25 protein-coding genes are annotated in these 26,522 nt (G+C 50.5%); 6 read left to right on the top strand and 19 right to left on the bottom strand.

Annotated features, from left to right (window positions below; genetic code table 11):
* Nucleotides 1-122 precede the first annotated feature (122 nt).
* Nucleotides 123-3,530 carry an isoleucine--tRNA ligase gene (gene ileS, locus ACFSUS_RS04390; protein ID WP_381519604.1) on the bottom strand — a complete coding sequence of 1,136 codons (3,408 nt, stop codon included), beginning with the start codon at nt 3,528-3,530 and terminating at the stop codon, nt 123-125.
* A gap of 294 nt (nt 3,531-3,824) precedes the next feature.
* On the opposite strand from ileS, the gene ACFSUS_RS04385 reads away from it, so the two are divergent.
* Complete coding sequence (locus ACFSUS_RS04385) at nt 3,825-3,983, top strand: hypothetical protein (RefSeq protein ID WP_381519601.1); 159 nt, start codon at nt 3,825-3,827, stop codon at nt 3,981-3,983.
* A gap of 23 nt (nt 3,984-4,006) precedes the next feature.
* Here the strand turns inward: ACFSUS_RS04385 and ACFSUS_RS04380 are convergent, their stop codons facing one another.
* The 6 genes from ACFSUS_RS04380 to ACFSUS_RS04355 form a co-directional block, all read right to left on the bottom strand.
* On the bottom strand, nt 4,007-4,558 hold the full coding sequence (locus ACFSUS_RS04380) for an RNA polymerase sigma factor (protein ID WP_381519598.1): 552 nt from the start codon (nt 4,556-4,558) through the stop codon (nt 4,007-4,009).
* 537 nt (nt 4,559-5,095) lie between these two features.
* Entirely contained in the window at nt 5,096-5,548 is a 453-nt protein-coding gene (locus ACFSUS_RS04375) for a hypothetical protein (RefSeq protein WP_381519595.1), read from the bottom strand.
* A gap of 152 nt (nt 5,549-5,700) precedes the next feature.
* On the bottom strand, nt 5,701-6,258 hold the full coding sequence (locus ACFSUS_RS04370) for a hypothetical protein (protein ID WP_381519592.1): 558 nt from the start codon (nt 6,256-6,258) through the stop codon (nt 5,701-5,703).
* An 87-nt stretch (nt 6,259-6,345) separates the two neighbouring features.
* Entirely contained in the window at nt 6,346-7,722 is a 1,377-nt protein-coding gene (locus ACFSUS_RS04365; RefSeq protein WP_381519589.1) for an alkaline phosphatase family protein, read from the bottom strand.
* A gap of 92 nt (nt 7,723-7,814) precedes the next feature.
* Nucleotides 7,815-9,038, bottom strand: a complete 1,224-nt coding sequence (gene eboE, locus ACFSUS_RS04360) for a metabolite traffic protein EboE (RefSeq protein ID WP_381519586.1) — start codon at nt 9,036-9,038, stop codon at nt 7,815-7,817.
* Nucleotides 9,035-10,207, bottom strand: coding sequence for a 3-dehydroquinate synthase (locus tag ACFSUS_RS04355; protein ID WP_381519584.1), 1,173 nt, complete (start codon nt 10,205-10,207; stop codon nt 9,035-9,037). The genes eboE and ACFSUS_RS04355 overlap by 4 nt, the downstream gene beginning before the upstream one ends.
* A gap of 194 nt (nt 10,208-10,401) precedes the next feature.
* On the opposite strand from ACFSUS_RS04355, the gene ACFSUS_RS04350 reads away from it, so the two are divergent.
* Nucleotides 10,402-10,998, top strand: coding sequence for a short chain dehydrogenase (locus ACFSUS_RS04350; protein ID WP_381519581.1), 597 nt, complete (start codon nt 10,402-10,404; stop codon nt 10,996-10,998).
* On the opposite strand, the gene ACFSUS_RS04345 is transcribed toward ACFSUS_RS04350, so the two are convergent.
* The 6 genes from ACFSUS_RS04345 to ACFSUS_RS04320 all read right to left on the bottom strand — a co-directional run bounded on the left by ACFSUS_RS04345 (nt 10,944) and on the right by ACFSUS_RS04320 (nt 18,277).
* Nucleotides 10,944-12,017: a glycosyltransferase family 9 protein gene (locus ACFSUS_RS04345; RefSeq protein ID WP_381519579.1), complete on the bottom strand. Its 1,074-nt coding sequence runs from the start codon at nt 12,015-12,017 to the stop codon at nt 10,944-10,946. The two genes, ACFSUS_RS04350 and ACFSUS_RS04345, sit on opposite strands and share 55 nt — an antisense overlap.
* Nucleotides 12,018-12,069: 52 nt before the next feature.
* The gene (locus tag ACFSUS_RS04340; RefSeq protein WP_381519576.1) at nt 12,070-13,059 is read right to left on the bottom strand and encodes a glycosyltransferase family 2 protein; all 990 of its coding nucleotides are present in this window, start codon (nt 13,057-13,059) and stop codon (nt 12,070-12,072) included.
* Between the two features lie 158 nt (nt 13,060-13,217).
* On the bottom strand, nt 13,218-15,026 hold the full coding sequence (locus ACFSUS_RS04335; RefSeq protein ID WP_381519574.1) for a carbamoyltransferase family protein: 1,809 nt from the start codon (nt 15,024-15,026) through the stop codon (nt 13,218-13,220).
* 93 nt (nt 15,027-15,119) lie between these two features.
* Nucleotides 15,120-16,232 (bottom strand): glycosyltransferase family 9 protein, encoded by a 1,113-nt coding sequence (locus ACFSUS_RS04330; RefSeq protein WP_381519571.1) that lies wholly within the window; start codon nt 16,230-16,232, stop codon nt 15,120-15,122.
* A gap of 27 nt (nt 16,233-16,259) precedes the next feature.
* Nucleotides 16,260-16,868 (bottom strand): D-glycero-alpha-D-manno-heptose-1,7-bisphosphate 7-phosphatase, encoded by a 609-nt coding sequence (locus ACFSUS_RS04325; protein WP_381519568.1) that lies wholly within the window; start codon nt 16,866-16,868, stop codon nt 16,260-16,262.
* 86 nt (nt 16,869-16,954) lie between these two features.
* Nucleotides 16,955-18,277 (bottom strand): glycosyltransferase family 4 protein, encoded by a 1,323-nt coding sequence (locus ACFSUS_RS04320; RefSeq protein WP_381519566.1) that lies wholly within the window; start codon nt 18,275-18,277, stop codon nt 16,955-16,957.
* 291 nt (nt 18,278-18,568) lie between these two features.
* Here ACFSUS_RS04320 and ACFSUS_RS04315 point away from each other — a divergent pair, with 291 nt between their 5' ends.
* From ACFSUS_RS04315 to ACFSUS_RS04300, 4 genes are all read left to right on the top strand, one after another.
* The gene (locus ACFSUS_RS04315; RefSeq protein ID WP_381519563.1) at nt 18,569-19,321 is read left to right on the top strand and encodes an SDR family NAD(P)-dependent oxidoreductase; all 753 of its coding nucleotides are present in this window, start codon (nt 18,569-18,571) and stop codon (nt 19,319-19,321) included.
* Nucleotides 19,322-19,413: 92 nt separating this feature from the next.
* Nucleotides 19,414-20,379: a nitrilase family protein gene (locus ACFSUS_RS04310; protein ID WP_381519561.1), complete on the top strand. Its 966-nt coding sequence runs from the start codon at nt 19,414-19,416 to the stop codon at nt 20,377-20,379.
* A 184-nt stretch (nt 20,380-20,563) separates the two neighbouring features.
* Nucleotides 20,564-21,511 (top strand): Na/Pi cotransporter family protein, encoded by a 948-nt coding sequence (locus ACFSUS_RS04305; RefSeq protein WP_381519558.1) that lies wholly within the window; start codon nt 20,564-20,566, stop codon nt 21,509-21,511.
* A 179-nt stretch (nt 21,512-21,690) separates the two neighbouring features.
* Nucleotides 21,691-22,320, top strand: a complete 630-nt coding sequence (locus ACFSUS_RS04300; RefSeq protein ID WP_381519555.1) for a carboxypeptidase-like regulatory domain-containing protein — start codon at nt 21,691-21,693, stop codon at nt 22,318-22,320.
* On the opposite strand, the gene ACFSUS_RS04295 is transcribed toward ACFSUS_RS04300, so the two are convergent.
* The 6 genes from ACFSUS_RS04295 to ACFSUS_RS04270 form a co-directional block, all read right to left on the bottom strand.
* Nucleotides 22,306-22,977, bottom strand: a complete 672-nt coding sequence (locus ACFSUS_RS04295) for an alpha/beta hydrolase (RefSeq protein ID WP_381519552.1) — start codon at nt 22,975-22,977, stop codon at nt 22,306-22,308. The genes ACFSUS_RS04300 and ACFSUS_RS04295 overlap by 15 nt on opposite strands.
* A gap of 9 nt (nt 22,978-22,986) precedes the next feature.
* Nucleotides 22,987-23,517: a DUF4442 domain-containing protein gene (locus tag ACFSUS_RS04290; RefSeq protein ID WP_381519549.1), complete on the bottom strand. Its 531-nt coding sequence runs from the start codon at nt 23,515-23,517 to the stop codon at nt 22,987-22,989.
* Nucleotides 23,518-23,522: 5 nt separating this feature from the next.
* The gene (locus ACFSUS_RS04285) at nt 23,523-23,987 is read right to left on the bottom strand and encodes a DinB family protein (protein WP_381519547.1); all 465 of its coding nucleotides are present in this window, start codon (nt 23,985-23,987) and stop codon (nt 23,523-23,525) included.
* A gap of 12 nt (nt 23,988-23,999) precedes the next feature.
* Entirely contained in the window at nt 24,000-24,407 is a 408-nt protein-coding gene (locus ACFSUS_RS04280) for a MarR family winged helix-turn-helix transcriptional regulator (RefSeq protein ID WP_381519544.1), read from the bottom strand.
* Between the two features lie 96 nt (nt 24,408-24,503).
* Nucleotides 24,504-25,496 (bottom strand): bile acid:sodium symporter family protein, encoded by a 993-nt coding sequence (locus ACFSUS_RS04275; protein ID WP_381519541.1) that lies wholly within the window; start codon nt 25,494-25,496, stop codon nt 24,504-24,506.
* A 73-nt stretch (nt 25,497-25,569) separates the two neighbouring features.
* The gene (locus ACFSUS_RS04270) at nt 25,570-26,499 is read right to left on the bottom strand and encodes a Ppx/GppA phosphatase family protein (RefSeq protein ID WP_381519539.1); all 930 of its coding nucleotides are present in this window, start codon (nt 26,497-26,499) and stop codon (nt 25,570-25,572) included.
* Between the last annotated feature and the right edge of the window lie 23 nt (nt 26,500-26,522).

The raw sequence follows: 26,522 nt of genomic DNA, 5'->3' as shown, positions 1-26,522 counted from the left end.
CTTATTGGCAAGTTTCATGCCACCGAACACTTTTTGTTAAGATCTCTGTAAAGCTTATATGAATAAAAAGGCGGCACCCAATAGGATTGCCGCCTTTTTCAATTGCTGGTATGAATTTGTGCTTACTGGGCTACATCTATTTTTACCCGGAGCAGGAATTCGTCCATTTCAATTTCGGTGGCTGACCCGTTCAGATCGGTCACTACATCGAGTGATAAAGCCTGCACTTCCTGTTGGATGTAATTGCTGTTACTTTCAATCGCCTGGGCCAGCAGGTCGTTGTTTCGTTCGAGCGCAATGATGATCTTATCCGTAACATTGAAGTCACGGTCTTTGCGTAGGTTCTGAATCCGGTTCACGAAATCACGAGCAATGCCTTCCCTCCGCAGTTCGTCGGTCACCGTTACGTCGAGCGCCACCGTCAGGCCACTCTCACTGGCAACAAGCCAGCCAGGGATGTCCTCCGTTAGGATCTCAACGTCCGATAACTGCAAGTCGAAATCGCCCAGTTGCAAGCCACCGTTGGCTTCAAGCTGCTTCAGCTGCTCTTCGTTCATAGCCGTAATAACAGCCGCTACGTCCTTCATCTGTTTGCCAAACCGAGGACCGAGCGCCTTAAAATTAGGCTTCACTTTCTTCTTCAGAATGCCGCTCGCGTCGTCGACAAATTCGACCGCCTTTACGTTGACCTCCGACATAATCAGCGGGGCAACGTGCTCAATCTGCCGACGTGTATCAGCGCTCAGCACGGGTATCAATACACGGCTTAGCGGCTGTCGCACTTTCAGTTTGTGCCCTTTACGCAATGAGTGCACCAGCGACGATACGTCTTGTGCTAACTCCATTGACTGCTCCAACTCTACATCAATGATGGCTTGATCAGCCACCGGAAAATCGGTCAAATGAACAGACGTAGCGCCTTCTACCAGGCTACGATACAACCAATCCGCGTAGAACGGCGCAATCGGCGACATCAACTGCGACACGGTTGTTAAGCATTCGTGCAGCGTTTCGTAAGCCGCCCGTTTATCGTTGGTCATCTCGCCCTGCCAGAAGCGCCGACGTGCCAACCGAACGTACCAGTTCGACAATTGATCGTTGACAAAGTCCTGAATGGCACGACCTGCTTTCGTTGGATTGTAACTGTCAAACTGCTGCTCAACTTCCAGAATCAACGATTGCAATTTCGAGAGAATCCAACGATCTAGTTCAGGGCGTTCGGCAACGGGTACCGTACGTCCTTCGAACGAGAACTGATCGAGATTCGCGTAGAGTGCAAAAAAGTTGTACGTATTTGACAACGTGCCAAACAGCTTCCGTTGCACCTCTCCAATGCCATCGACGTTGAATTTCAGGTTGTCCCAGGGCTCGGCGTTGGTAATCATGTACCAGCGCGTGGCATCGGGGCCATACTGAGCCAGCGTCGCAAACGGGTCAATCGCGTTACCGAGCCGCTTCGACATCTTATTGCCGTTCTTGTCGAGCACTAGCCCCGTCGAGACTACGTTTTTGAACGCGACCGAATCAAACAGCATAACGGCAATGGCATGGAGCGTGAAAAACCAGCCCCGTGTCTGGTCGACGCCTTCCGAAATGAAATCGGCCGGAAAGGCCTTGCCGAAAACGTCTTGATTCTCAAACGGGTAATGCCACTGTGCATACGGCATCGCGCCCGAGTCGAACCAAACGTCGATCAGGTCCGGCTCGCGCTGCATGACGTTGCCCGACTCCGAGACGAAATAAATTTCATCGGAATAGGGGCGGTGCAGGTCATAAGAGCCATCCGTGTAAGCCGTCAGAAATGCCTTATTCTTATCGATATAAGCTTGGTAATCGGCCTGGCCCTGAGCAGCCCATTCGCTCATTCGCTCATTCGCTCTTTCACTCAATGACACCAGCTCCTCTACTGAGCCGATGCAGACTTCTTCACCAGCCTCGCTGCGCCAGATTGGTAAGGGAGTTCCCCAGTAGCGGCTGCGCGAGAGGTTCCAGTCAACGAGGTTTTCGAGCCAGTTGCCAAAACGGCCGGTACCCGTACTTTCGGGTTGCCAGTTGATAGTTTTGTTCAGCTCCACCAGCCGGTCTTTCACCGCCGTGGTGCGGATAAACCAGCTATCGAGCGGGTAATACAAGACCGGTTTATCCGTCCGCCAACAGTGTGGGTAGGGGTGTTCGTATTTCTCCACCCGAAACGCCTTGTTCTCTTCTTTCAGCTTGATAGCAATCAACACATCTGTCGGCTTAAACTCCGGATCGGCGCGTTCTTCGTCGGAATAGTATTCTTCTTTAACGTACCGTCCGGCAAAGTCCGTGATTTCAGCCACAAAACGTCCCTGGCGATCCACAATAGGAACGTCTTTGCCAGTTTCATCTTTCACCATGATGGGTGGAATGCCAGCCGCCTGCGCTACGCGAAAGTCATCCGCGCCGAAGGTGGGCGATGTATGCACTACGCCCGTACCGTCTTCGGTTGTCACAAAATCGCCCAGGATAACCTTAAAAGCCGGGCGATCTGGTTGGATGTAAGGCATGAGCTGTTCGTACTCGATGCCTTCCAGGTGTTCGCCTTTAAACGATGACAGCACGGCCCAGGGGATGGATTTATCATTGGGAAGGTATGCGTCAAAAGCTGGGTCATTAGATGACCCAACCTGGCTTTTTTCGTTGAACCATCGACTAACCAGCGGTTTGGCCAGCACGACATTGATCGGCTCGAAAGTATACGCGTTGAACGTCTTGATCAGGACATAGTCAATATCTCTTCCTACTGTCAACGCCGAGTTAGCAGGTAGCGTCCAGGGCGTAGTGGTCCAGGCCAGGATGTGTATATCTTCATCGGCTGAGTCATAGAATAAAAAGGCTGACTTACCAGTCGGTTTGACCTTGAATTGCGCTACTACGGTTGTATCCCGAACATCTTTATACGTACCGGGCATGTTCAGCTCGTGCGAACTAAGACCAGTCCCCGCTTTTGGCGAATAGGGCTGAATCGTATATCCTTTATACAGGAGATTCTTGTCGTAAAGTTGCTTAAGTAACGCCCAGACCGACTCGATGTACTCATTTTTGTACGTAACGTAAGGGTTCTCAAGGTCGACCCAGTAGCCCATCTTCTGGGTTACTTCGTTCCATTGATCCGTGAACCGCATCACCGTTTCGCGGCACTTGCGGTTGTAGTCCTCTACGCTGATGGTTTTACCAATATCATCTTTGTTGATACCAAGCTCTTTTTCGACCTGTAGCTCAATGGGCAGGCCGTGCGTATCCCAGCCGCCTTTACGCTCGACCTGAAAGCCACGAAGCGTTTTATACCGACAAAAAATATCCTTGATCGTCCGGGCCATAACGTGGTGAATACCAGGCGTCCCATTTGCCGAAGGAGGCCCTTCATAGAACGTAAACGATGGTTTCCCCTGGCGAATGGCAACGGACTGTTCGAATACCTGATTCTGGTTCCAGTAAGTCAAAACCTCGGCCGCGATCTGTGCGTAGTCGAGGGATTCGTATTGCTGATACTTCACGCTTGGCATGATCGGAAAACACAAGTCATCCCAAACAACAACGCCGGGCTACTCGTGTGGTTAAAAATGAGTGCAAAGATACGGAAATTGACCGGGGCAATAAAACCAGATGCCTGACAGGCGGCTGAATGAGCCCAGTTCTGTTGATAACAAAAAAGCGAACTTTAGGAGTTCGCCTGGCAGACCATGATAACCGCTAAGTAGACAGCGATGAAGCTATTTTTTGAAAAAAGTCATTTGTTAACCAACCGTTCCTCACGGATAAGAATCTAGTAAGGCAGATAACGTTTAACAAACCCTGCCATGCATACCGATTTAGAGATCTTATTGGTAGATACTCCGCTGTCCGACCGCCTGGAAGCCGCAGTAAATCTGATGATTCTATTCCCGGACCTGCCCTCCGACCAGGCGCTCGTGCAAGCTTATGCCTGGATCGGGTTCTTCTGTAAGCAGCTAGACTAGAGTAAAGATTGTTTCATAAATGATCAACCAGGGTATTGTGTCTTGTATTGCTGATGAATTTTGTCGCGGGTGCGCTTGAGCCGCATTTTAATGGCACTACTCTTTACGCCGTATAACTTTGCAATAGCATCAACACTAAGTCCGTCTTCGTATTTAAGCTTTAGCAGTGCGGTTTCATCGGTAGACAGGGTTTTCATTGCCAACTTCACCAATTGAAGGGTTTCTTCCTGCAACTGAGCTTCTTCTGACTCCTGCAAATTATCTTCTACCTGGGTGTCAATTGCTACCGTGTTTATTCGCTTAGAGACCCGAAGCTGGTCCAGGCAGTAGTTGTACGAAACGGAGTAGAGCCAGGTAGAAAAGCTGGAACGCTCCTGGAAACCGTCGAGCTTAGCAAATACTTTTATAAAAATATCGTGGGTAAAATCTTCGGCCTTTTCTGAGTCATGAGTGATTGAGAGGCAACGTTTGTATACTTTACTGACGTAGCGATTATATAACTCCTCAAAGCAATGAGTTGGTTGAGTTGGTAAATACAAACGAATCATTTCCTCATCTGTTAATGAAGTCCTCATGACTAGACGCTCTTAGAAGTGTAGTTAGTTAACTAATAGATTTGTTCTACGTCGTTTTGTTAACCTTAGATTTCTACAACTTGTTATTTTTATATAATTTGGATATTATTGCTACTATTAATTGGAATAGTACAATTATTTAATAGCATTCTAAAATGGTTAAGAAGGTATCTGCTTATATGAAGTAATGATAAAGCTGACCTAATCTGTTTATTATTTACGTAAATGCATAATTGGCTACCTATCTATTTTAATCCTGTTTAGGCAAGGATTAAACTTGTTTAAAAATTTATCAAGCTGATCAATAGCAAGTTAAAATGATAACATTTACTGATGTAACTTAACCGTAACTAAGCAGACTTCTCTTATCTACTTAATTGTTTGAACAGAGATAACGTGTAGTATGGGTAAACTAATTGTCACGAACGCAGGTTTTTTGTAAAATTACTACCTGCAAAAAGTTATAAAACGCTAACCGCGCTTGAACAAAGAATTTTTAGGAGATACTGTAAAAATACAAATAAGTTGTAACGAGCCCTAGTCGCTTTCTCGCTTTTGGAGCGTCTGTATAAGCTTACCGTTTTCGATAAGACGTGTCTTCAGAACAGTCTGCTTAGGAATAGCCACGACCAGCGTTGGTTGCGTGGTGGTAGAAGATTGCGCAGGGTTGGTCTGGGTAGTGTCCGCCATGCGAATGTAGCGAACTGTGAGTGTGGAGTCGTTAACAAATATCCGGCTTACCGAAAGCTTTGGTGGTTTATTGGTAGACGGCAGAGCAATACCGATAACCATTTCCTTGCCAAAGTTTGGAGCATCAGCGCGTTTACTTGCCGCTGTCGCTTTAAAGACCTGATCAAATGTTTCGGCTTGTTCGAAGACAAACAACGTTGGCTTGCCTTTATTGATGGGAGCCTCACTTGTTAATTGATAGCCATTCAATAGTCTGTGTTTTAAGGTAACCTGCGCCCAGGTGAACAGACTGACAAGCAAGAAAATAAAAGAAAAAGTGAGGGAACGGGGTAGGCACAAGCAGATTTTGGTAACTCGACGGAATGGCATAATCAGACCTTAACTACGTAGCAACTATAGATTTTTAACGTCTGATAACTGGTTTCGGTGTATTAAACGTTAAAAAAACAAAATCACCGTGGTTGAGCCGACGACTCTGCCGGGTTTTCGATGGTCATGCCCGCCACGTTGAAGCACGAGCTCTGGTTGTCGCTTTTGCACTCAAACAGATCGAACGACTCTACACCTTTATCTAGCCGCTCAAAGTACAAGACAAATGACACTTTCTCGTCGTTCTTAATTTCGCGCGTTTGGGGCGTCATGGGGATACCCTCTGTTTTTAATAAAGCATACGTTCGTTTTCCGTCAGAAGACGCCAGCACAGCTTTCGGATTGAATGATACGCTACTGGAGCCGTAATAATTGTTGTTCCGATCATTAGGATCTTTGCCGAACGTCAGATACAGCACGGTATAACTGGCTGTCAGGCGGATATCGGTCACCCGAATGTCGGGGTCCTGCGAATGCCCCAGGCCACCGTGGGGATCTGGGTAGATGCGATTCCGCACCGCATACGTTGCCTGGTTCGGTTGATAGTACTCCGCACCATCGGCGGGTGCGTTGACAACCGGCGTTCGGCTTGAGGTGCAAGCCGCGCCGAACAGAAGAAGGAGGGCGACAAGGGCTTTCATAATACAGGCGTTCGTTGGCGATAACTGCAATAAGTCGGCATTTGTTGCTAACTAGTCAGCTACAAGTTAGCGACAAATGCCGATGTTTCACGCAGGTACACCCACGGAAATTGCATCCCATATTCGGTCGTAAACAGCCGTTGCTGACAACGACTTGCCTACGTTCTGACTGCTGACAAAAACCGGATGGTACTCCTGGGCTGTACCGATTCGCCCGTGCGATCCTTTCACAAGTGTAGCGTCGAGGGAGATCACGTTCATGAGGTACCGGAAACCAAGCATTTTACGACCCAATTTGTAGCCCGCTTTCAGCTTAATCAACGGATTTGTCTGGTCCATAAACATTTCAACGGGATCGTAGCCGGGTTTCTGGTGAATAGCTACCAGCCGGGCAAAATCCGGAGCACGAGCGTCGTCGAGCCAATAATAATACGTAAACCAGCTGTCGGCGTCGGCTACTACGACAAAATCGCCGGAGCGTTCGTGGTCGATGTGATACTTCTTTTGCTCTTCCTTGTCCAGGATCAACTCTATGCCTGGTGTCTTTTCCAGCAGCGACCGCACTTTGTTATAGACAGACGAATCATTGATGTACACATGGGCAATCTGGTGGTCGGCTACGGCAAAGGCGGGCGATGCTCCTCCATCGAATAACTCTAAACCACGCTCTTCGCGGTAACGGATCATACCCGCTTCGCGCAGTACGCGGTTGATATGGATTGGCTTGCTGACATTGGTAATACCGTACTCCGACAGCACAATGACTTCGGCACCTTGTTTCTCATAATGCTGGATGAGGTCGCGGCAAACGTCGTCGATCTCGCGTAGGTCATTGCCAATTTTTGCGAAGTCCTGACCAAACTTTTGCAGACAGTAATCCAGGTGCGGTAAGTAAATCAGCGTCAGTGTTGGATTGTGCCATTTGTCAACCAGCAGTGATGCGTCGGCAATCCAGCGCGTACTCTTTATGGTGGTGGCCGGTCCCCAGAACTGGAACAGAGGAAAAGTGCCGAGCTCCTGCTGAAGCTTATCGCGCAAATCGCCGGGATGGGTATAGCAGTCCGGAAACTTAAGTCCGTCGGACGGGTACTGTGGGCGAGGTGTGGCTGAGTAATCAGCGCTGGAGTACATATTATACCACCAGAACATTTTTGAGACGGTAAAGCTGGGATCTATTCTCCTGGCTCGCTCCCAAATTTTTTCGCCCGCCACCAGCTTGTTCGACTGTTTCCAGAACTTCACTTCCGAGTCGGTGCGATCATACCAGCCATTCCCGACAATGCCGGTTTCATTGGGCCATTTGCCGGTTACGTAGGTAGACTGTACGGCGGTCGTCACCGCTGGCAGCATGGGATCAATGGTGGCCTGGTGCTTCTTGGCAAACCATTGTTTCAGGAAGGGCGTATGCTCGCCAATTAGCGAATAAGACAGGCCCACTACGTCGAGTACTACGGTCTTTTGCATAGTTTTCTATTAACCGCAAAGGCGCAAAGGTTAACGCGAAGAACGCTAAGAAATACCCTGCGCTCTTTGCGAAGCCTTAGCGTCTTTGCGGTTCATGAGAATTGTTGAATCCATTTTAACTCCCGTTCAATTGAGTCGACCAGGTCAACCTTCAACCCTTCCGGCAGAACGTCCCAGGTATAGGTTTCGGCTTCAAACTGATTGGTAAAGGCCCGGTCAGCCTGTAGTTGTAATACGTCACGAATATCGTCCTGGGTGGATTTCAATACGCCATAGTCCGATACGAAAATGGGTACGTGAAAGTGCGCCCGCCATTCCACATGCTCATCGTTAAAAGCGGCTAAGGCATCCGGCAGGTCAGGAAAACGCAGCAGTTCGCCCGATTTCGTCCGGGCCACAACCTGGTGCAGATACGTCGGCTCGTTGAATCGCTCGAACGCTTGTCGAACGCTTTCACGGCCTTCTACATCGTCGGGAAACTCAGCTTTTAAAGCCGCGCTAACCTGAACTTTACCCACCCGCAGGCCATACTCTTTAAGCTTCGCCAGTACATCGGCCGGGCGTTCGTAGCCGACTGCGAAATGACAAACATCGTAGCACAGTCGAACATGCTCACAGATGGTTGCTTCGGCTTCTTCGTCCGTCAGGTTGAACTGCTCGCTGAGCTGCTCAATGCCCATCGGCAACAGATAGTCCGTAAACCAGGTAATGAACTCATCCGCCGTTTCGATGACACCGTCGGGCTCGGGTTCGAGGTCGAGGTGCATCAGTCGGTCTGTCTGCTTACGAAGGCGAACTAGTTCGGCAACAACTTCGAGTACGTTCTGAGTCGTCTGCGAGAATATGTAATCGCGGGCCGCGGGTTGTTCCCACTCAAACCAGTGCCGGTAGGAGAGGGGCGACGTTGAAACTCCTCCCTGAATGCCGTTGCCGAGTTCATCGACCGGCAGCAGGACTGACAGGATTCGGAACAGCCGTTTGGTATATTCAACCCGGGCTTCGGTGGTCCAGTCGGGCGTATGGACCTGATCTTTCACGACGGTATGATGAAAACCGCCGAACGGAAAGCCGTTCATCGTGAACACATAACAGTCGTTATCGGCCAGCCAGTGCTGAAAAGCTATAAGATTTTCGGGCTGCTCCAGCTCTTCGCTGGCGATGTTTGATACCCGTAAGCCGATGCCAAACGGGGCATCTGGTGAAAGTCTTTGCTTTAGCGCTGGAATGGCTTGCTGGAGGGCTGCGAAATGATCGGCCCAGCATTCGCCAGCATGAATGTTGGTGCAGTAGCCGAGGTGTCCAAAGTCGAGCTTCATGCGTGAAGGGTTTGAACGGTTGGTTCCTGCTCGCGCAACGTAGCAATGGCTTGCCGCACGCGATTGGCATCTATTTCGTGCACTTCAACTCCCTGGCCAATGGCTTGCAGCAGCATAATGGTGAGCTGACCACCTAGGTGCTCACGAAATTCACTCAAACCTTTCAGAATTCCGGCGCTATTGTCAGCATCGAGCATAGGCTGATACAGCGAGAACCCAAGCGTCCGTAACGTGGTTAGCACCCGATTGGTGTCGGCGTCGGTAAGCCAGCCCAGCTGATTGGAATAGATGGTGTCCAGCGCAATACCAATGGCAACAGCCTCACCGTGGCGAAGCTCGAAGTTAGTGAGTTGCTCGAGCTTATGGGCGCTCCAATGGCCAAAATCCAGCGGTCGCGATGATCCCATTTCGAAAGGGTCCCCTCCGGCAATGTGCTGAAGGTGCATCTCAGCACAACGATGAATAAGGTATTGCATCGTTGCCATGTCACGGGCAGCAAGGGCCTCGGCATTGGCTTCGATCCACTCAAAGAACACCTTGTCTTTGATTAACGCTACTTTAACGGCTTCGGAGATGCCCGCCCGCCAATCGCGATCGTCCAGCGAGGTTAGAAAGTCACTATCGTTGAAAACTGCGACGGGTGGCACGAACGTACCGAGAAAATTCTTTTTACCACGATAGTTAACGCCGTTTTTAACGCCCACGCCTGAATCGTTTTGTGATAGAACCGTTGTTGGGATGCGAAGGTGGCGAATGCCCCGGTGCGAAATGGCAGCTGCGTAGCCGACCATATCCAGCACTGACCCTCCGCCAATGGCGGCAACATATGAGTGCCGGTCGATACCATAACGATCTACAGTGTCTACAATTTTTTCGATCAGATCAGGAGAATTTTTCGCTAACTCACCACCAGAAACAACCATCAGATCCGGTACTAACTCAACGGCATCACTGTGTTGAGCAAAGTATAATGTAATATCTGTCAATAGATCAGGAATGGCTTCAACAACACCTGAGTCGATTACGAACAACAGTTTTTTGCGTACTTCACTAGTTGCTTGCTGGCTAAAGAAGTCGGCGAGTAACGGGTTTGTATTGGCGAAAAGCTGTTCGGTAAAGAAAACGTTGTACGTGAATCGAACCGCGAAGGACTGTTGCAAATGACTCATCTCAATATGATCCGGACTATTTTAGAAACTCAAAATTACCCTTAACTAACAAAACGTTTGCTACAAATGTCCCCAGATGGTATTCTTTGGCTGGCCAAACCCGGAAGAATGTGATATAAAAAGAGGATTGTATAGCTTACACAGGTATGTAAACGTATTAACAAAGAAAATATACCGTTAATTAGGCATTAACTATGAAAATCATCCTTGTAGGAGCGTCAGGCACCATTGGCCAGCACCTGTTCACTGAGTTAGCACCGCGCCACGAAGTCATTCGGGCTAGCCGAAACGGCGACGTAACCGTTGATATTACGTCTCGGGCGTCTATCGAGGCTATGTTTACCCAAGTAGGTCCGTTTGATGCCCTCGTCAGTGCGACCGGGGGCGGGCATTTTGGGCCGCTTGATACCATGACCGAAGAGGACTTCTACAAAGGCATTCGCAGCAAGCTGATGGGACAAGTAAACCTCGTTATGGTTGGGAAAGACTATATCAACGACAACGGCTCATTTACGCTGGTCTCGGGTATTCTGGCCGACGATCCCATTCGCAATGGCGTTAATTTAAGCGTTGTAAACGGGGCGCTCAACGCATTTGCCGTTTCGGCCGCGGTGGAATTGAAGCGTGGCCTCCGGCTCAATGTTGTTTGCCCCGGACTGGTCGAAGATTCGGAAGAGGAATTAGGTAGCGCTTTCCCCGGCCACATACCCGTATCGATGAAACGAGTTGTATACGGCTATCTTAAAAGCGTTGAAGGCGTACTGACTGGTGAGGTGATACGGATATATTGATCGTTAAGCAGCGAAGTTACTTCGGCCATAACCCGTTCTGTGGTTGCCTCAGGCTCCAGAATAACCCGGTGTCGGGCCGTGTCTAAAGGCGCCCATTCGCTGGGTTTGGCAGAGGTGAAAATAACGACGCTCGGGGCGTGGCAGGCAGCCGCTACGTGCGACACGCCCGTGTCGTTGCTGACCAGGACGGAGGCCCCTTCCAATACGGCCGCGAGTGTGCCTAAATCTGTTTTTCCGGCTATGCTTACTGCCGGATGATGCATGGTCGCCTGAACTGTTTCGATAAGGGATTGCTCAGTAGCGGTGCCGGTCAGAACAATCGTAAAGCCTTGTTCGGCTAGCGCATCGCCAACGTTGGCAAAGTTGGCTGCTGGCCAGCGACGACCGGAGATACCCCCCGCATGGAGAATAGCGTAGCGGTTTTGGGCATGATCGGTTGCGGTTTCTATTCCGACTGCCCGTAGAATTTGCTGCGCTCCTGCCCGGTCCTGCTCCGTAATCGGAAATTCTAATTCGTAGCCTTGCGGTGAAATACCTGCAAACTCCATCAAGCGTACCCATCGCTTCACCTCGTGTTCGTTTTCGGGGTAGGGCGCGAATAACTCCGGATTTGGAAAAAATCGTTCGGGGTAATGAGCCGGGTGAAAACCAACCACCGCTTTCGCTCCACAAAGGGTCAGCATGGCATTGACGAGGGTTCCGTTCCCCTGCATCTGAAACATAAGGTCCCATTGCCGGGCTTGCATCTCTTGTAGGAACGTAACGGATTGGGCTACGTCCAGCGGTTGCTCAGGTAACCCCGGCCAGCCGGGGAACAGAATGAACTCGTTGAAATAATCAGAGTAACGAGTGACAAACTCAGCCGCCCACGGCAAACTAATCAATGCGATATGTGCATCAGGATACGCTCGGCGTAATGCCCGGAAAGCAGGCACCGCGCACAACAAATCGCCTAATTTGATGGCCCTCAATACAGCGATGCGTTGAGGTGGGTGGGGGAGGTAGTCGCTCAGTGTCATAGATAAAGTAGCCTGGCCGCTTGAGCGCAAGCCTGGCCAGGCTATGTAAAAATTACCAATACAAAACTTTATACTTGAAGGCGCCGTAAAGCCGCCAGTAAACCGATAAAAACGGCGTCGCTACGGCAGTGAGCACGGCATGTTTTACATCGAGCCAGCCAACATGTTCATCTGGTAGGTAGCGTACAATTAAGTCGGCCGATAACAGCGCCCAGATGCCCAGACCTGATGCGGCTACCGTATCATTGCCTGCTAACAGGCCAATAACACCGCTGCCTATGCTCACGACGGCTGCGTAATACTGTAATACCAAGCCCCGGTAGGTTGGAATGCGTTCGCGGAATAAGTCAGGATGGCGTTTGTATAAAAGGGCATCGTAACTATTTTTTCGTTCGTCGCGCAACGGAGCGTACCAGGGATACTGACGCATAGGATGAACGATGATGGCCTCAGGGCACTTCCCGATCGGTATACCAGCCTGAATCAGTTTAAATTGCAAGTCACTGTCTTCGCGCCAGGCAATGTCAAACGCTTCTTCAAAGCCACCCACTCGCTCGAGGGCGGTTTTACGGCAAAAGCAGTTAGCGGTAATAAACTCGGCCGTTTCCAGGAAAGCCGTCGTGCGGTCGTAATGCGACGGGTTGTCGGGCAGAGGCATTCTGAGCTGGCCCGTTACAACCTGCGCGCCCCGTTGAAAACACGCCAGCGCAGCCGGTAACCAGGTAGGTTCGGGAATACAGTCGTCGTCAGTAAAGGCCACAATACGTCCTCGCGCAGCCCGCCAGCCTCGATTTCGCGCAGCAGCCGGGCCACGCCGTTCGGGTTGGCCCAGGTAGCGTACTTCTAAGGGGCCACCAGCCCGCGCAATCTGTCGGGCAAAGAGAGCGACCGCCGTTTCAGTTTCGGGCGAGTTGCCATCGTCTACCACAATGATTTCAAACTGGTCGCGCGGGAGCTGTTGACGACCTAACGCGTCAAGACATTTCAGGAGCAGGGCCGGCCGTTGATACGTTGGAATCACGACCGAAAATTCAGGAATCATGGCTATGTGAGAATGTAGATAAAGTTGGATAACGTTACGCTGTCCTGGTAAAAGAGTAGTACATCTTCCCTGTAAATTAGATACAACGTATTGAAAACAAGGATTTAAATTATGCTTCTTTTACGGGCTAAACAGCATGGTCAACATCCTGCAAAAACCTAACCAAAAATAGGTTGAAACTCCTTCGACACCGCTTCACTACTACGTGACCAGGTAACGGTGTCGCGGCCGGTGCTCGTTTTCTCCAGCATAAACGAACCGATCACTAAAGCGTCCAATGGCGATGTCCAAAATGATTCAACGGCATCCCGTGGGCTGCAAACAACGGGTTCTCCCTGCGTATTAAACGACGTATTTACTAAAATAGGCACACCGGTGAGGCTATGAAATGCCTTCAACAGGTGGTAATAGGGTGCATTCTGCCCCTCGTTAACCGTCTGAATCCGGGCGGTGCCGTCGGTGTGCGTTACTGCCGGAATTTCAGGCTTTTTTTCGTCTTTTACATCATTAACAAACAACATAAACGGCGATTTACGGGCGTTCACAAAGTAGTCGGCCGCATACTCTTCCATGACTACTGGCGCAACGGGTCGAAAATCTTCCCGGTCTTTAAGATCGTTCAGTCGGCCCTGCATTTCGGCCGGGAAAGGTGGGGCCAGAATGGAGCGTGCTCCCAGCGCCCGTGGACCAAATTCCATGCCTTGTTGCATCCAGCCAATGATGTGCCCTTCGGCCAGGTATTCGGCTACGTCCTGCGCTACGTTGTCCAGCTTTCGGTACGGCAGTTTCGACCATTGCAAAAAGCGCTCAATTTCAGCATCCGTATAGGCAGGACCGAGGTAGGCATGTTCCATCTCATAGGCCCGTTCATTCGTTTGGCGCTGTTGAGTGTCGATCCACAGGGCAGCGCCAAGGGCTGTGCCGGCGTCTCCCGCTGCGGGTTGTATCCAGATGTTCTTAAACGGACCACGGTCGCGCAACCGGGCGTTCATGACGCAATTGAGCGCTACACCACCCGCCATGCACAGGTTTTCGACTTGCCCTCCGACGCGTTCGTGTAACCAATTAAGTAATCGAAGAACGGTTTCTTCCAGCACGGCTTGAACCGAATGCGCAATGTCGAAATGCAGCGCTTCGAGGGGGCCACCTTTCGTGCGGGCCGGACCAAACTGCTGTTCCAGATTTAGCGAAGCAATTGTGTACTGTCCATTAGCGTCAATCTGAATCAGGCTGCGGAAATAATCGACGTATTCAGGCTTTCCGAAAGAGGCCAGCGCCATAACTTTGTATTCGTCGGACGAGTGCAGAAAGCCAAGGTAGGTCGTCATCTGCTCGTACATCAGCCCCAGCGAATGCGGTAAAGCAACTTCACTCAGCAACTCCATCTGGTTGCCGTTGCCCATCCAGTAACTCGTAGATACCTGCTCGCCCCGGCCGTCGAGTACCAACACGGCGGCATTCTCATATGGACTCGGTAAAAAGGCGCTGGCAGCATGAGCCAGGTGATGGTTTACGAAGTGCCAGCGCTGGCTGACACTTTCCAGCGTTGCTCCCTGAAATCGTTTAGACAAGTGCAACGGAACACCATCGACCAAATGCCCAGGTGCGTTTAAGATAGACGCCAGGAAAAGGCCTTCGTAAGGATTCTGAAAACCGAGAATACCCGCTTGCACACCCTCGGGCCGAAACGGAATCTCAACCGTCAACGCGTTGCTACGCTCGCCCAGCAGCGGGTGTGGATCGAAGGAATACGTAATGTGATCCACGTCGGCTAAGGTGATGCCAGCCGTTTTGAGGCAAAAGTCAATCGCGTTGTAGGGCAGCTCCCAGGTTGAAAACGGTACGGGTCGTTTACCGTGCTTGATATGGGTAAAACGTTCTTCTTCGGCTGCGGCCAGCACTACGCCATCTTTAACTAAAGCCGCGGCCGGGTCGTGGAAAGCCGCGTTGATTCCGAGTGAGTACATGCGTTGAGTGTGTTTGAGTGCAGTTCAGCCGGTTGATCGGCTGTTGCTAATAAGAAATGAGTAAAGGATGTATACAAAACTGGCTGGTCTGCCCTAATGGGCTGGCACGGTGATCAGTTCACGGGCTAATTCTTTCACGGCCAATACAATGGCATCGGCGGATGCGACTGGCTCGGCAGGTTCAGGAAATTGTTGAAGCAATACGTTCCGGGATCGTAGTTCAGCGGGCACATCGAAGTACAGCACCCGGTTCGGTACCTGCCAGGGCGTATGCTGCGGGTTGGTTTTTGCGTACAGCACGACAACTGGCGTTCCGACGGCGGCTGCCAAATGTACCGGTCCCGTATTATTGGAAATCAGCACCGGCGCTTCGGCCAGTAAGCCAGCCAGCGTAGCCAGGTCCATGGTACCGGCCACATTGAACGCATCCTCGCCAATCTGCTGACAGATGCCATCTACGTAGGCCCACTCAGAAGCACTGCCCGTTAATACAATCTGGTAATTATGTAGGTCCGTCAGCCGATGCGCGGCTTTAACGAATCCATTGGCGGGGTAGCGTCGCTTTTCTTCACTGACACCGGGATGGAGTACCAACCACGGACGCATTATGTCGACACCCGCTTCCTGAAGTTGCTGCATGGCTCGTTCCCGTGCACCGGCGGGTAATTGCAGGGCCAAGCGAACGTCATAGGTTTGGCAGCCGACGGTGGCTACCAGATCAAGTTGCCGATCCACTTCGTGGCGGGTAGCTACTAAGACTTCAGGATCGGGAATCCAATCGGTTAGAAGCTGGTAGGGGTTTTCGCGGCAGTAGCCCAAAACGCGCGGAATACCGGCGAGATAACAAAGCATGGCCGTTGGAAGCGGGTTTTGGCTTTGTACGGTAAAGATGATGGCTGCGTCAAAAGCACCTTCCCGCAATGTCTCTGCCATAGTCAATACGCTAGCCGGGTCATGCTGAGCATCCGACCGAACCCAGGGCACATCAAACGTAATGACCTCGTCAAGTTCGGGAATCATTGAGGCTACAACCGCGCCAACCGACGCTGCCAACAACGTAAGATGGCAGTCAGGCCAGGTTTGTTTCAGGGCGCGAAAGGCGGGCGATGTCATCAGAACATCACCGAAATTGTCGGGCCGGACGCACAAAATTCGCCGTGGCCCACTCGTTGCGTCACGATTATGCCACCAATCTTTCACGTTCATAACGTTGAGTGTTTACCCGAACCTCACTTAGTGAGATAACAGACGCTTACTTGTTGAATGTCTTTCTAACCGAGTAGTAGATTTGTACTCTACTATTGTATTGACTGCTTCCTCTAAATTGTTCACTATGGCCGTTGGGGTACGGTATGGCCCTGTTTGCCATTCGGTTTCATTGCCTCGATCGACCAGAATTGTCCGGCATCCGGCGCGGTTACCCGCTTCCACATCGTTCAGAATGTCACCGATCATCCAGGAGGCTGGCAGGTCAATGTCATACGTTTGGGCTGCATCGAGCAACATACCGGGTTTGGGTTTCCGCCGATTGCAGTCAATGACGTAGCCCTCAACGGTTCCCTGTGGGTGATTTGGGCAGTACTCAAAGCCATCTAACGTTACCGAAAAGGGCTCTAGCAATTGATTCATTCGGTCGTACACCGCTGGCAACTGATTCTCCCGGAAGTAGCCCCGTGCCACACCCGCCTGATTCGAGACCACTACAAGTTTAAATCCCGCTTGCTTGAGCCGTTGCAAAGCCAGACCCGTTTCTGGGTAGAGCGTAATCAAGTCAGGATCTACGTTGTACGGAATGTCTGGAATCAGTGTTCCGTCTTTATCTAAGAAAATAGCCGGCTGCATTGTATCTATGGGTTACAGTATTCGGTTTGCGGTTTATATCCGGTTGAATTGCCCCGGCTTCCAGATACCGATTATCCTGAACCAGCTCAGTTCTTAGGGGTTATAATGGCCGACACGTCTCGCTGAATCGCAGACGGCAGCATGGTTCGACGCTGCATTTTGGCAGGCGTCAATTGTCCGGATAGGACCAGCTCGTACAAATTAGCGGTTTGATGAGCGATCTCGAACCAGGTATAGTTGTCTTGCACATGCTGAATTGCTTCTTCACTCATCACCAGGCGCAGTTTTTTACTGTAAAGCAAAGCCGCTAGTTTGGCCGCTAAGGCCTGTGGATCATTGGCGGGAACCAAAAAGCCCGTTTCGCCATCCAGCACCGTTTGCTTGATGCCACCCACTGCCGAACCAACCACCGGCGTTCCGCAAGCCATGGCTTCCAGCGGAGTAATGCCGAAGGGTTCGTACCAGGGTGTGGTGACAAATACGTCGGCCGCACTGTAATAATAACGTAGTGTTTCGCGCTGCCGTCTACCCGTAAACGTCACCCATTGTTCAACGCCTTCTTCCTTCGCCAGTTCCTGCAACCGGCCAATTTCAGGCGTTAGATCTGGATCGGGTAAGTCCGATTCACCCCCAACAATCAGCAACCGAGCGACCATACCGTAAGCCCGGCGTAAATGTCCCAGCGCCCGCACTACGTTGTCGACACCTTTGCGCGGTACCATGCGGCCTAGTTGTAGAATCACCGGTTCGGCTGGGTCGAGACCCAGCACAATGCGGGCCAGCGGTTTGTCGATTGGGTAAAATTCGTCAGGGTTAAAGCCGTTGGCTATAGTAAAAATCTTGGCACGATCTGCTTCGTATAAGTTAACTAAGTCTTCGCGGTCTTGATGACACAGGGCAACCAGAGCGTCGGCTTCACAGATGACGCGCTGCTCGATCGTAAAACGTTCGGGCGGGAACTGATCGCAACTGCCCTGAATTTGTTTACGCACTTCGCCCAGTGCGTGGAAGGTGACAACAAACGGAATTCCCAGCGAACGCTTAATGTTGGCTGCTACCAGGCCCGACATGAAGAAGTGGGCGTGGATGAGTTTGTAGGGATCAGTCTGCCGATCGATGAACCGAATGGCGTTTTCGGTGAACTCGTCCATGTAGCAGAGCAATTCTTCTTTTGGCACAAACGTCGTTGGCCCTGCCTGTACATGAACGACTCGAACGCCTGGTTTCCACTCTACCGTTTCGGGTAAGTTAGCGTCGTCCCAGCGCGTAAATACATCAACTCCGTAGCCAAGTTTGGCGAGATGATAGGCTAGCTCAGCCACCGCTATGTTCTGTCCGCCTGCATCGACTCCACCAACCAACGCGAGTGGTGATGCATGTTCACTAATTAAAGCTAGTCTCCATTTCATTGAGTCATTTCCCGCCGGTGCTTGGTATGCGGCCGGAGGATAGTCTTCTAACTTGATGTGATAAGAATGGTTAGTCAAATTCAGCATGAAGAACCGTTTATGTTCAATTTTTGAGCCAACGGCCCGGCCATTATTTAAGGGTATATTACTGAACAAAACATAAGATGATAAGTCTTTAAACTTACCAACTGTAAATAAGGAAGTTAAGCAATTGGCCAGCTTTCGAGGGCGAGTTGGAACCCTCAAAATCGGCTTTATCTTTGCAAATCATCGCTTTTTGGCTTGTGTTCTATGTCTCCTATTGCTCTTATCACCGGTGCTACGTCCGGCATTGGCCGCGCCACTGCCGAAGCTTTTGCCTCTCTCAACTATCGCCTGATTTTGTGCGGACGTCGTAAGGAACGCCTGGACGAATTACAAACGCAACTTGGTCGGCAAACAATCGTAACAACGCTCAACTTCGACGTGCGTGATTGGAGTGAGGTGGATGCTGCCGTTCGGTCGCTGCCTGAGGAATGGCAGGCTATTGACATCTTAGTTAACAGCGCCGGTAATGCGCACGGTATGTCGCCAATCCAGGACGGTGATCCTGACGACTGGGATCAGATGATCGACGGAAATGTGCAGGGATTGTTATACGTCTCGAAAGCCGTAATACCGGGTATGGTTGAACGCCAGCGGGGACACATTGTGAACCTGAGCTCGATTGCCGGAAAACAGACGTATGCGAACGGAGCAGTGTACTGTGCCAGCAAAGCCGCCGTTGAGGCACTCAGTACGGGTATGCGCCTGGACCTCACGCAACATGGCATTAAAGTAACAAACATTGCACCCGGAGCGGTCGAGACCGAATTTTCGATGGTCCGCTTCAAAGGGGATGCCGAACGAGCTGCCAAAGTGTACGAAGGCTTTACACCCCTCACGGCGGCCGACATCGCCGACACGATTGTGTATGCCGTAAGGGCTCCGGCCCACGTCACAATTGCCGACCTGACCATCTTGGCCAGCGCTCAGGCAGCGGCTACTACTATTCACCGAAAGTGAGAATATGATCAGCACGGTATGTTAACAGACGTATCGGCTGACGATTGTAACTCCATTTTGCCCTACATTTACCCGCCACTATTTTGTGAGTTATGGAGAACCTTAAGATTGCGACCGCTCAGTTCGAAAACGCCAGCGGTGATAAAGAGTACAACCTTGGTGTCATCAGTAGGCTATCGGCTAAAGCGGCTCAACTGGGCGCTCAGGTCGTTGCTTTTCACGAGTGTTCGATTACGGGCTATACCTTCGCCCGGCACTTATCCAAAGAGCAAATGCTGGCTCTGGCCGAGTACATTCCCGAAGGTGAAAGTATTCAGAAGCTAACCCAGATTGCCCGCGACAATAACATCGTTGTGCTGGCCGGCCTGTTCGAGAAAGATCACGACGATCAGCTGTTTAAGGCTTACATATGTGTTGACAAAAACGGACTGGTGGCCAAATACCGTAAGCTGCACCCGTTCATCAATCCACATTTGCTGCCCGGCGATCAGTACGTCGTGTTTGACATACACGGCTGGAAATGTGGGATTCTGATTTGCTACGATAACAACGTCATCGAGAACGTCCGGGCGACAACGCTGCTGGGGGCCGATATCATTTTCATGCCCCACGTAACCATGCTGACGCCTTCGACCCGGCCGGGCGCAGGCTTCGCTGATCCAAACTTGTGGTATAACCGGGAAAATGACCCGACGTCGTTACGTCTGGAGTTCGACGGGATGAAAGGTCGTGCGTGGCTCATGAAATGGTTGCCATCCCGCGCTTACGACAACGGCATCTACGTTGTTTTTGCCAACCCCATCGGCATGGACGATGACCAGTTGAAAAATGGATGCTCTATGATTCTTGATCCGTTTGGCGACGTAATTGCCGAATGCCGGGAGCTGGGTGATGATGTCGTCGTGGCGACCTGCACACCCGATAAGCTCGAAAAAGCGGGTGGTTACCGCTACCGCAAAGCCCGACGCCCTGATCTATACCGCGACATCATCGGTCAGGAGCACGTAGCCGAGCAGAAAGTTGTGTGGTTAAATAAAGAAGAGACGCCGACTACGTAACTTAGAACGAGGCATGCGATCAAGTATGCAAAACCGAATCCAACTGGGTTCGGTTTTGTTGTTTCATGAGCAGCGACCAACCTACTGAAGGCGTACCTAAAAGACCTAATTCATAACGATAATATAAGCGTAACACCCATTTGAAACCCTTTTCGCAATTTTAACGAGACTTAATACTCATGTTGTGGGAAAGGAAGACGTAGATTTTGTGAGCATAGGTTTGCAACTCGCGGGCGGACTGGCTTTGTTTCTGTACGCCGTGAACATAATGGGCGATACATTGCAGGAACTGGCGGGCGATAAGATGAAAGCTTTTCTGGCCCGCTTCACAAAAAATCCGGTTAGTGGTATTGCTACGGGTACGGTGGCGACAACGTTGCTTGATTCGTCATCGGTGGTAATCATCATGGTGTTGACTATGGTTAATGCCGGGCTAATTTCAAGCCTGGAATCTTTTGGTGTCATCATGGGGGCCAACATCGGTACCACTATCTCTAGTCAGATTATTGCACTTGACATCGCCGGGTTTGCGCCGATTCTGTTAGTCGTCGGTTTATTACTCAGCGTGATTGGTAAGGACGAAAACCGGCATAAAATCGGGCGGGTTGTTTTTGCGGCCGGGTTAATCTTCTTTGGTTTGTGGACGATGGATAAAGCCGTTGAACCGCTCAAAGAGTACCCTCCGTTTTTCGACTGGATGAAAAAACTGGATGGTCCGGTGCAGGGGGCGTTGCTTGGTGGTTTAGTGACACTCGTTATCCAGTCATCGTCGGCAACGGTCGGTATTGCCATCGTGTTAGCCTCACAAGGACTAATATCTACACAAGCCGGCATTGCCATTATGCTCGGTGCCGAAATCGGTACTTGCTCCGATACGTTGTTAGCTGTGATTGGGCGCTCAAAAGAAGCCATTCGTGCGGGCGTTTTCCATCTGCTGTTTAACGTGGTTTGCGTCATCGTTGGCCTGATTCTTATTCAGCCATTAGTCGGCGTTGTGGAGTGGGTCAGTGGAAATGCTCAGCCTGGGCGTAAACTAGCCAACGCGCATATGCTCTTCAACATAGCCGGTGTAGTACTCTTCGCCTGGTTTATTCCGTATTTCCACCGGACGCTGAACGCTCTGATTCGATAGCGCTTTAAGCAAGTGGATAATAGAATGGTTATCTTTACTGTAAAGACAATCAGGCTATGAACAAACTACCGTCTCTTCATATTCCTATGCCCTGCGTGCAGTCCTGGGACTGTATGACTGTCTCGGACGGTGGCCGACACTGTAGTCAATGCCATAAGACGGTAGTTGATTTCACGGGTATGACGGATCAACAAATAATCCGAATAATAGCCCAGCAATCTGGTAAAACCTGTGGGCGTTTCAGCCCTGAGCAACTCCATCGACCCTTACTAACTAATTCGCCTGGGCCAATAAGCCAACGTCGTTTACTTGGCTTATTGGCCGTAGGATTATTGAGTATAAAAGCCCTACCAGCTCATGCTAATTTGCCTGCTATAAGTAGTCAACAAAGTGCTTTTAATGGTAGCAATTATCTGATTAACAATGGCTTATTGGCTGATGAGTCTGCGGCAGGAGAACTAGTAGATTCAGTAGGAGTTATTTCTGGCCGTGTAACAGCCGCATCTGATGGTAGTGCTTTGCCTGCGGCAATGGTGATCGTAAAAGGAACCTCAATTCAAGTGCTAACCGATTCTGTTGGTTATTTTCGCCTGGTCATACCTTCTGAACTTACGGTTCCGATAGTAGTGCTTAGAATCGATCAGGTAGGTTTTATCTCGTATGAGATTACGGTTGACCCAAACAAGGGTAATCCATTGCTTATTGACATGAAAGAAGATATTACCGTTTTGGGTGAAGTTGCGATAGTCACCTCTAAAAAGAAGCCGACATTTTTAGACCGTCTGCGTAACCGCCTAAGCCCTAGATAACAACCGCAGTAAGACGTCTGGCTCAACCCGGTGCCCACCGTCGAACGCAGTCAAGTGCAAATTCGGTACGTCATCTTGTATCCGTCGCAGATACCCTTCAGCATCGTCCATCTGCTCAATGTACTCGTCCTGTCGGCCATACACGTAATGGATTTCAACGGCTACACCATTGCGTTCTGCCAGCTTACCCGGATCAATTAATTCGCTCAAACCGTTCGGAAAGTAACCCGCCCATAAGATAAGCCGGTCAGCCCGGATGTGGCCATTATTAAGCCAGCGACAAGCGGTGGCCGCGCCCTGCGAGAAGCCCAGAATTGTAATTGTTAGCGCACTTAAATCTCGACCATCGAGTACAAGATCGTAAAGCGAATTGAGGTACGCAATCATGTCTTTAATCTCGTGCTCTTTGTCTTCGCGAGTTAGCCACGATGCGCCAATTCGTCGATACTCGCCGTCCAGGTAAAGACGAGATAGTCCTTCGGGCACCACAATGAGGGTATTACCGTCGTCTAAACTGGTAAACTTGCGGCTAAAATATTGAGCTAATTGCCCGAAGCCGTGCAGGCAAAACCAAATGCTCCGCGTCTGGTCAGTCAGCTCGCCCAACGTGTAATAACGGGCTGTACGTTGCACGGTAAGGTGATGCTCGTGAATCATGGCTGGAGACTATCGGGGAAATTTAGATTGTTGCTTGTCTCCTTTTCGCTGCTCATAGTGCTTCTTATCGGCGATGTAGCACAGCCGCTCGATCTCGGCATAAACGACGCCGTCTTTATCGACCCATTGCAATGTAAACGTGTGCTCAGTTTGGCCATTACTCGCTACGTCCCGGCGAATCTCATCAAGTGTGTCATCCGTTAGTTCGTAGCGAATGTACAACGTTTGGCGGGCGGGTTTGCGAAAACGAATACTACCCGCTTTATCCCAGACGACGTATTGTTTACCAAGTATCCGCAGCAACATAAGCATGTAAAACGGATCGGCAGCCGCGAACAAACTACCACCGAAGATAGTACCGACGTAATTGTACGTCCAGATGCTTCGACGTAGTCGCAGGTGGACTTCCCGCGAGTCACCGGACCAGAACAGGATTTTACCGCCTGTGCCGAAGAACATAGGATACCAGTTCATGAACGTCCGGAACCGCCAGGTCGCGAAAGATTCCGTACGGTTAGTTTGCAGAAATTGAGGTTTCATACTGATTAAGCCGATTGAAGATCGTACGCTTTCCCCTTTTTAATCGCTTGCGAAATCTGTCCGGCATGGTAGGAATTGTGGTGCATCAGGAACACCAATACCTGCATCCGCGAGACCTCGCCAAAAGGTGATGCAATAGTCTCAGCCCATTGTGCATCGTTCGTTTGGCGAATGTGATCAGCAATCATGGCAAAACTGTCGTCAACCGCCTGCTGAATAGAGGATAAGTCGAGTTGTTTACCATCATCCGAAACACCACCGGTCGCCTGGAAAGGAATCGTAATCTCTCGGTTGAACATGATCTTGGCAAATCGGTGCATGGCTTCGGCCGTGTGCAGCGCAATGAAACCAGCCGAAGCCGTTTCGGGTGTCAGGCGGTTACGATAGTTCTCGGCTGTCAGCTTCCGGATAGGGCCCGATACGGTGCTTTGATTAATTTGCCAGAGTTGGATTAGGAATTCAGTTGTCATAAGGATAGCTGATTAAGATTTGAGTTGATTCAGGAGTTTCGTTGATAATACCGTAAGGCCGTCCACGGCTTCGGGACCTAATTCATCGCGAACTTGTTGGTTAAGGGCCTTCCAGATCTTGTGTGAACGTTTGGCTATCGCCTTACCCTCTTCGGTCAGGAACAGCCCTTGGCGGATGTTATCGGTTAACCAGCCATTCTTCTGAAGCAGCTGTACGTCCCGGCTCATCGCCGATTTTTCAATCTGCAACGCTTTTGATAATTCTGCCTGCCGGATGCCGGGCTGGGCAAAAATGCGCATGAGCAAACCGGCCTGCGCAAACGTCAGCCCTTCGCCCGAAAAGGCGTCGTTGTACAACCCGGTTACAACCCGCGACAGCATCCTGAGCCGACCTGCAATGCAATAATTTTCGCCTTCCATAAAGCAAATATAATTAAAAAGTTGTATATGCAACTTAGGGGCTATTTAAATAGCGCTTCCACAGAGTCATTTTGTAAAAGCGCTATTTTGCGATAATTAAACGGCTGTCTGCGGAGTTGAGGACGCTTCAACCGCTACCTCTTTGGGTGGCCGCTGACTCCAGAACGTAGCCAGCAAGGAACCGGTCGTGTTCATGATCGGGCCGAATAGGGCAGGGGCCAGCCCGACTGTAGCGACTTTGCCCATTTGTACGGCAATGCCCGATGCCAGCCCACCATTCTGCAAACCGACCTCAATGGCTACCGTCCGGCAGCTTTGCTCGTCCATACCAAATAGGCGGGCGCTCCAGTAACCGAGGGTAAAGCCTGTTAAATTATGAATCAGCACGCACAAGGCCAATGTCCAGCCAACGGTGAGCAGACTGTCGCGTCCGGCGGCCGTGATAATGGCGACAATCAGGACAATACCCCCCATCGAAATCAGAGGCATAACCCGGTTGATAACCACGGCTGACTTATGAAAAATTCGGTTCAGGATAAGCCCGACAACGACTGGTAAAATGACGATCTGCATAATTTCGAGCATCATTTTCCAGAAGGAGATTTCAATGAACTGCCCGGCGAATAGCTTCATCAGGGCAGGCATCAGAAACGGAGCCAGCAGTGTCGACAGCGTGGTTACCGTGATAGAAAGTGGTACGTTGGCTTTAGCAATAAAGCACATCACGTTTGACGCCAATCCACTAGGCGAACAACCAATCAAGACAACACCCGCGGCAATTTCAGGGGGAAAATTGAACACATTAGCCAGGGTGTAGCCCAGTAATGGCATGATTACAAAATGGCAGGTTACGCCAATAAACACGGCCCGGGGTTGCCTGGCAACGCCTTCAAAGTCTTTGATTGACATCGTCGTGCCCATCCCGAGCATAATGATCTGCAAGAGCGGCACAATCAGCTTTTTCAGTGGAAAGTCGCCAATCTGAGTGAATGGTTTTGGAAAGGCTAAGGCAACGGCCACAGCCGCAATAATCAGCGCCGTATAGATTAGATTACGGTATGATGAGCGGTCGTTAGTTTCGGCTTTCAACGCAGTAGACGGTTAAGGAGTCAATAGCTGGGAAAGTATTTACCGGGGCTATTCTACTTAACGTATACGTGGTTTACTGCTCCGTCATAGTGGCCAATACACCTTCTTTTAGGGAATAGGTTGATGTCTTGATTTGCCGGATGCCGTAGGTCTTCAGGACGTAATCAATCAAACAAACGGCTACTACAATCATGTCGACCCGCAGCTCAATCATGCCGGGTAATTGCATACGTTCGGCATGGTTACGGGTAATAAGCAATTTGTAAGCCCGGTAAAATTCAGCAACCGGTAGCTCAAATGTAGTTTGGTCAGGTGAAGGTAAATGGCCTCGCTCATGCATGTACCACATGTCTACCAATGTATCAAAGGACCCCGATGAACCCGCCAGCATCACAGGTTGGTACTGGTGTACGGCATTAGCCAACGGCACAAGCTGTTCCTGAAAAAAGTCATGCAATCGGCGTATGCTGGCTGGGCTGATCGGGTCTCCGGTCATGAACCGCTCACGCAGACGCTGTCCCCCGATTTCGAAGCTTTGTTTCCAGAAGATACGCGTTTGATTACCTAAAATAAATTCTACACTGCCTCCGCCAATGTCCATGACAAGGGCCATAGTATCAGTTAGGGCACCGGCTGCCCGCACGCCCTGGTAGATGTACTCCGCTTCTTGTGCCCCGTCTATTACCCGGATCGGAATACCGGTGGCCTGCTGAACCCGATCTATAAACGCTGCCTGATTTTTGGCTACGCGGATGGCGCTTGTGCCGATGGCTACAACCTGGTCGGGGGCGATGTGGTGGCTATCGAGCACCTGGCGGAAGTAGGTCAATACACCTAAAGCCCGACCGATGGCTTCTTCGGTAATAACGCCCTGATTAATACCAGCCTGGCCAATTTTAGCCGGACGGCTCTCGCGAAACAGTGTATGATACGTATCAGCCTTTTTTTCGGCAATAAACAGATGGAATGTATTGGTGCCTAAGTCAATTATGGCTTGTTTCATAGTCGCGAATTTACTACCTTTGC

This window comes from Spirosoma soli (assembly GCF_042684525.1).
GTDB lineage: Bacteria > Bacteroidota > Bacteroidia > Cytophagales > Spirosomataceae > Spirosoma > Spirosoma soli.
The sequence above is the reverse complement of the archived record's forward strand: the minus strand, read 5'-3'. Positions and strand labels throughout refer to the sequence as shown.

Bases quoted from the DNA above. Each gene is read 5' to 3' on its own strand.
- ileS (WP_381519604.1), bottom strand. From the start codon at position 3,530: ATGCCAAGCGTGAAGTATCAGCAATACGAATCCCTCGACTACGCACAG.
- ACFSUS_RS04385 (WP_381519601.1), top strand. From the start codon at position 3,825: ATGCATACCGATTTAGAGATCTTATTGGTAGATACTCCGCTGTCCGAC.
- ACFSUS_RS04380 (WP_381519598.1), bottom strand. From the start codon at position 4,558: ATGAGGACTTCATTAACAGATGAGGAAATGATTCGTTTGTATTTACCA.
- ACFSUS_RS04370 (WP_381519592.1), bottom strand. From the start codon at position 6,258: ATGAAAGCCCTTGTCGCCCTCCTTCTTCTGTTCGGCGCGGCTTGCACC.
- ACFSUS_RS04365 (WP_381519589.1), bottom strand. From the start codon at position 7,722: ATGCAAAAGACCGTAGTACTCGACGTAGTGGGCCTGTCTTATTCGCTA.
- eboE (WP_381519586.1), bottom strand. From the start codon at position 9,038: ATGAAGCTCGACTTTGGACACCTCGGCTACTGCACCAACATTCATGCT.
- ACFSUS_RS04355 (WP_381519584.1), bottom strand. From the start codon at position 10,207: ATGAGTCATTTGCAACAGTCCTTCGCGGTTCGATTCACGTACAACGTT.
- ACFSUS_RS04350 (WP_381519581.1), top strand. From the start codon at position 10,402: ATGAAAATCATCCTTGTAGGAGCGTCAGGCACCATTGGCCAGCACCTG.
- ACFSUS_RS04345 (WP_381519579.1), bottom strand. From the start codon at position 12,017: ATGACACTGAGCGACTACCTCCCCCACCCACCTCAACGCATCGCTGTA.
- ACFSUS_RS04340 (WP_381519576.1), bottom strand. From the start codon at position 13,059: ATGATTCCTGAATTTTCGGTCGTGATTCCAACGTATCAACGGCCGGCC.
- ACFSUS_RS04335 (WP_381519574.1), bottom strand. From the start codon at position 15,026: ATGTACTCACTCGGAATCAACGCGGCTTTCCACGACCCGGCCGCGGCT.
- ACFSUS_RS04330 (WP_381519571.1), bottom strand. From the start codon at position 16,232: ATGAACGTGAAAGATTGGTGGCATAATCGTGACGCAACGAGTGGGCCA.
- ACFSUS_RS04325 (WP_381519568.1), bottom strand. From the start codon at position 16,868: ATGCAGCCGGCTATTTTCTTAGATAAAGACGGAACACTGATTCCAGAC.
- ACFSUS_RS04320 (WP_381519566.1), bottom strand. From the start codon at position 18,277: ATGAAATGGAGACTAGCTTTAATTAGTGAACATGCATCACCACTCGCG.
- ACFSUS_RS04315 (WP_381519563.1), top strand. From the start codon at position 18,569: ATGTCTCCTATTGCTCTTATCACCGGTGCTACGTCCGGCATTGGCCGC.
- ACFSUS_RS04310 (WP_381519561.1), top strand. From the start codon at position 19,414: ATGGAGAACCTTAAGATTGCGACCGCTCAGTTCGAAAACGCCAGCGGT.
- ACFSUS_RS04300 (WP_381519555.1), top strand. From the start codon at position 21,691: ATGACGGATCAACAAATAATCCGAATAATAGCCCAGCAATCTGGTAAA.
- ACFSUS_RS04295 (WP_381519552.1), bottom strand. From the start codon at position 22,977: ATGATTCACGAGCATCACCTTACCGTGCAACGTACAGCCCGTTATTAC.
- ACFSUS_RS04290 (WP_381519549.1), bottom strand. From the start codon at position 23,517: ATGAAACCTCAATTTCTGCAAACTAACCGTACGGAATCTTTCGCGACC.
- ACFSUS_RS04285 (WP_381519547.1), bottom strand. From the start codon at position 23,987: ATGACAACTGAATTCCTAATCCAACTCTGGCAAATTAATCAAAGCACC.
- ACFSUS_RS04280 (WP_381519544.1), bottom strand. From the start codon at position 24,407: ATGGAAGGCGAAAATTATTGCATTGCAGGTCGGCTCAGGATGCTGTCG.
- ACFSUS_RS04270 (WP_381519539.1), bottom strand. From the start codon at position 26,499: ATGAAACAAGCCATAATTGACTTAGGCACCAATACATTCCATCTGTTT.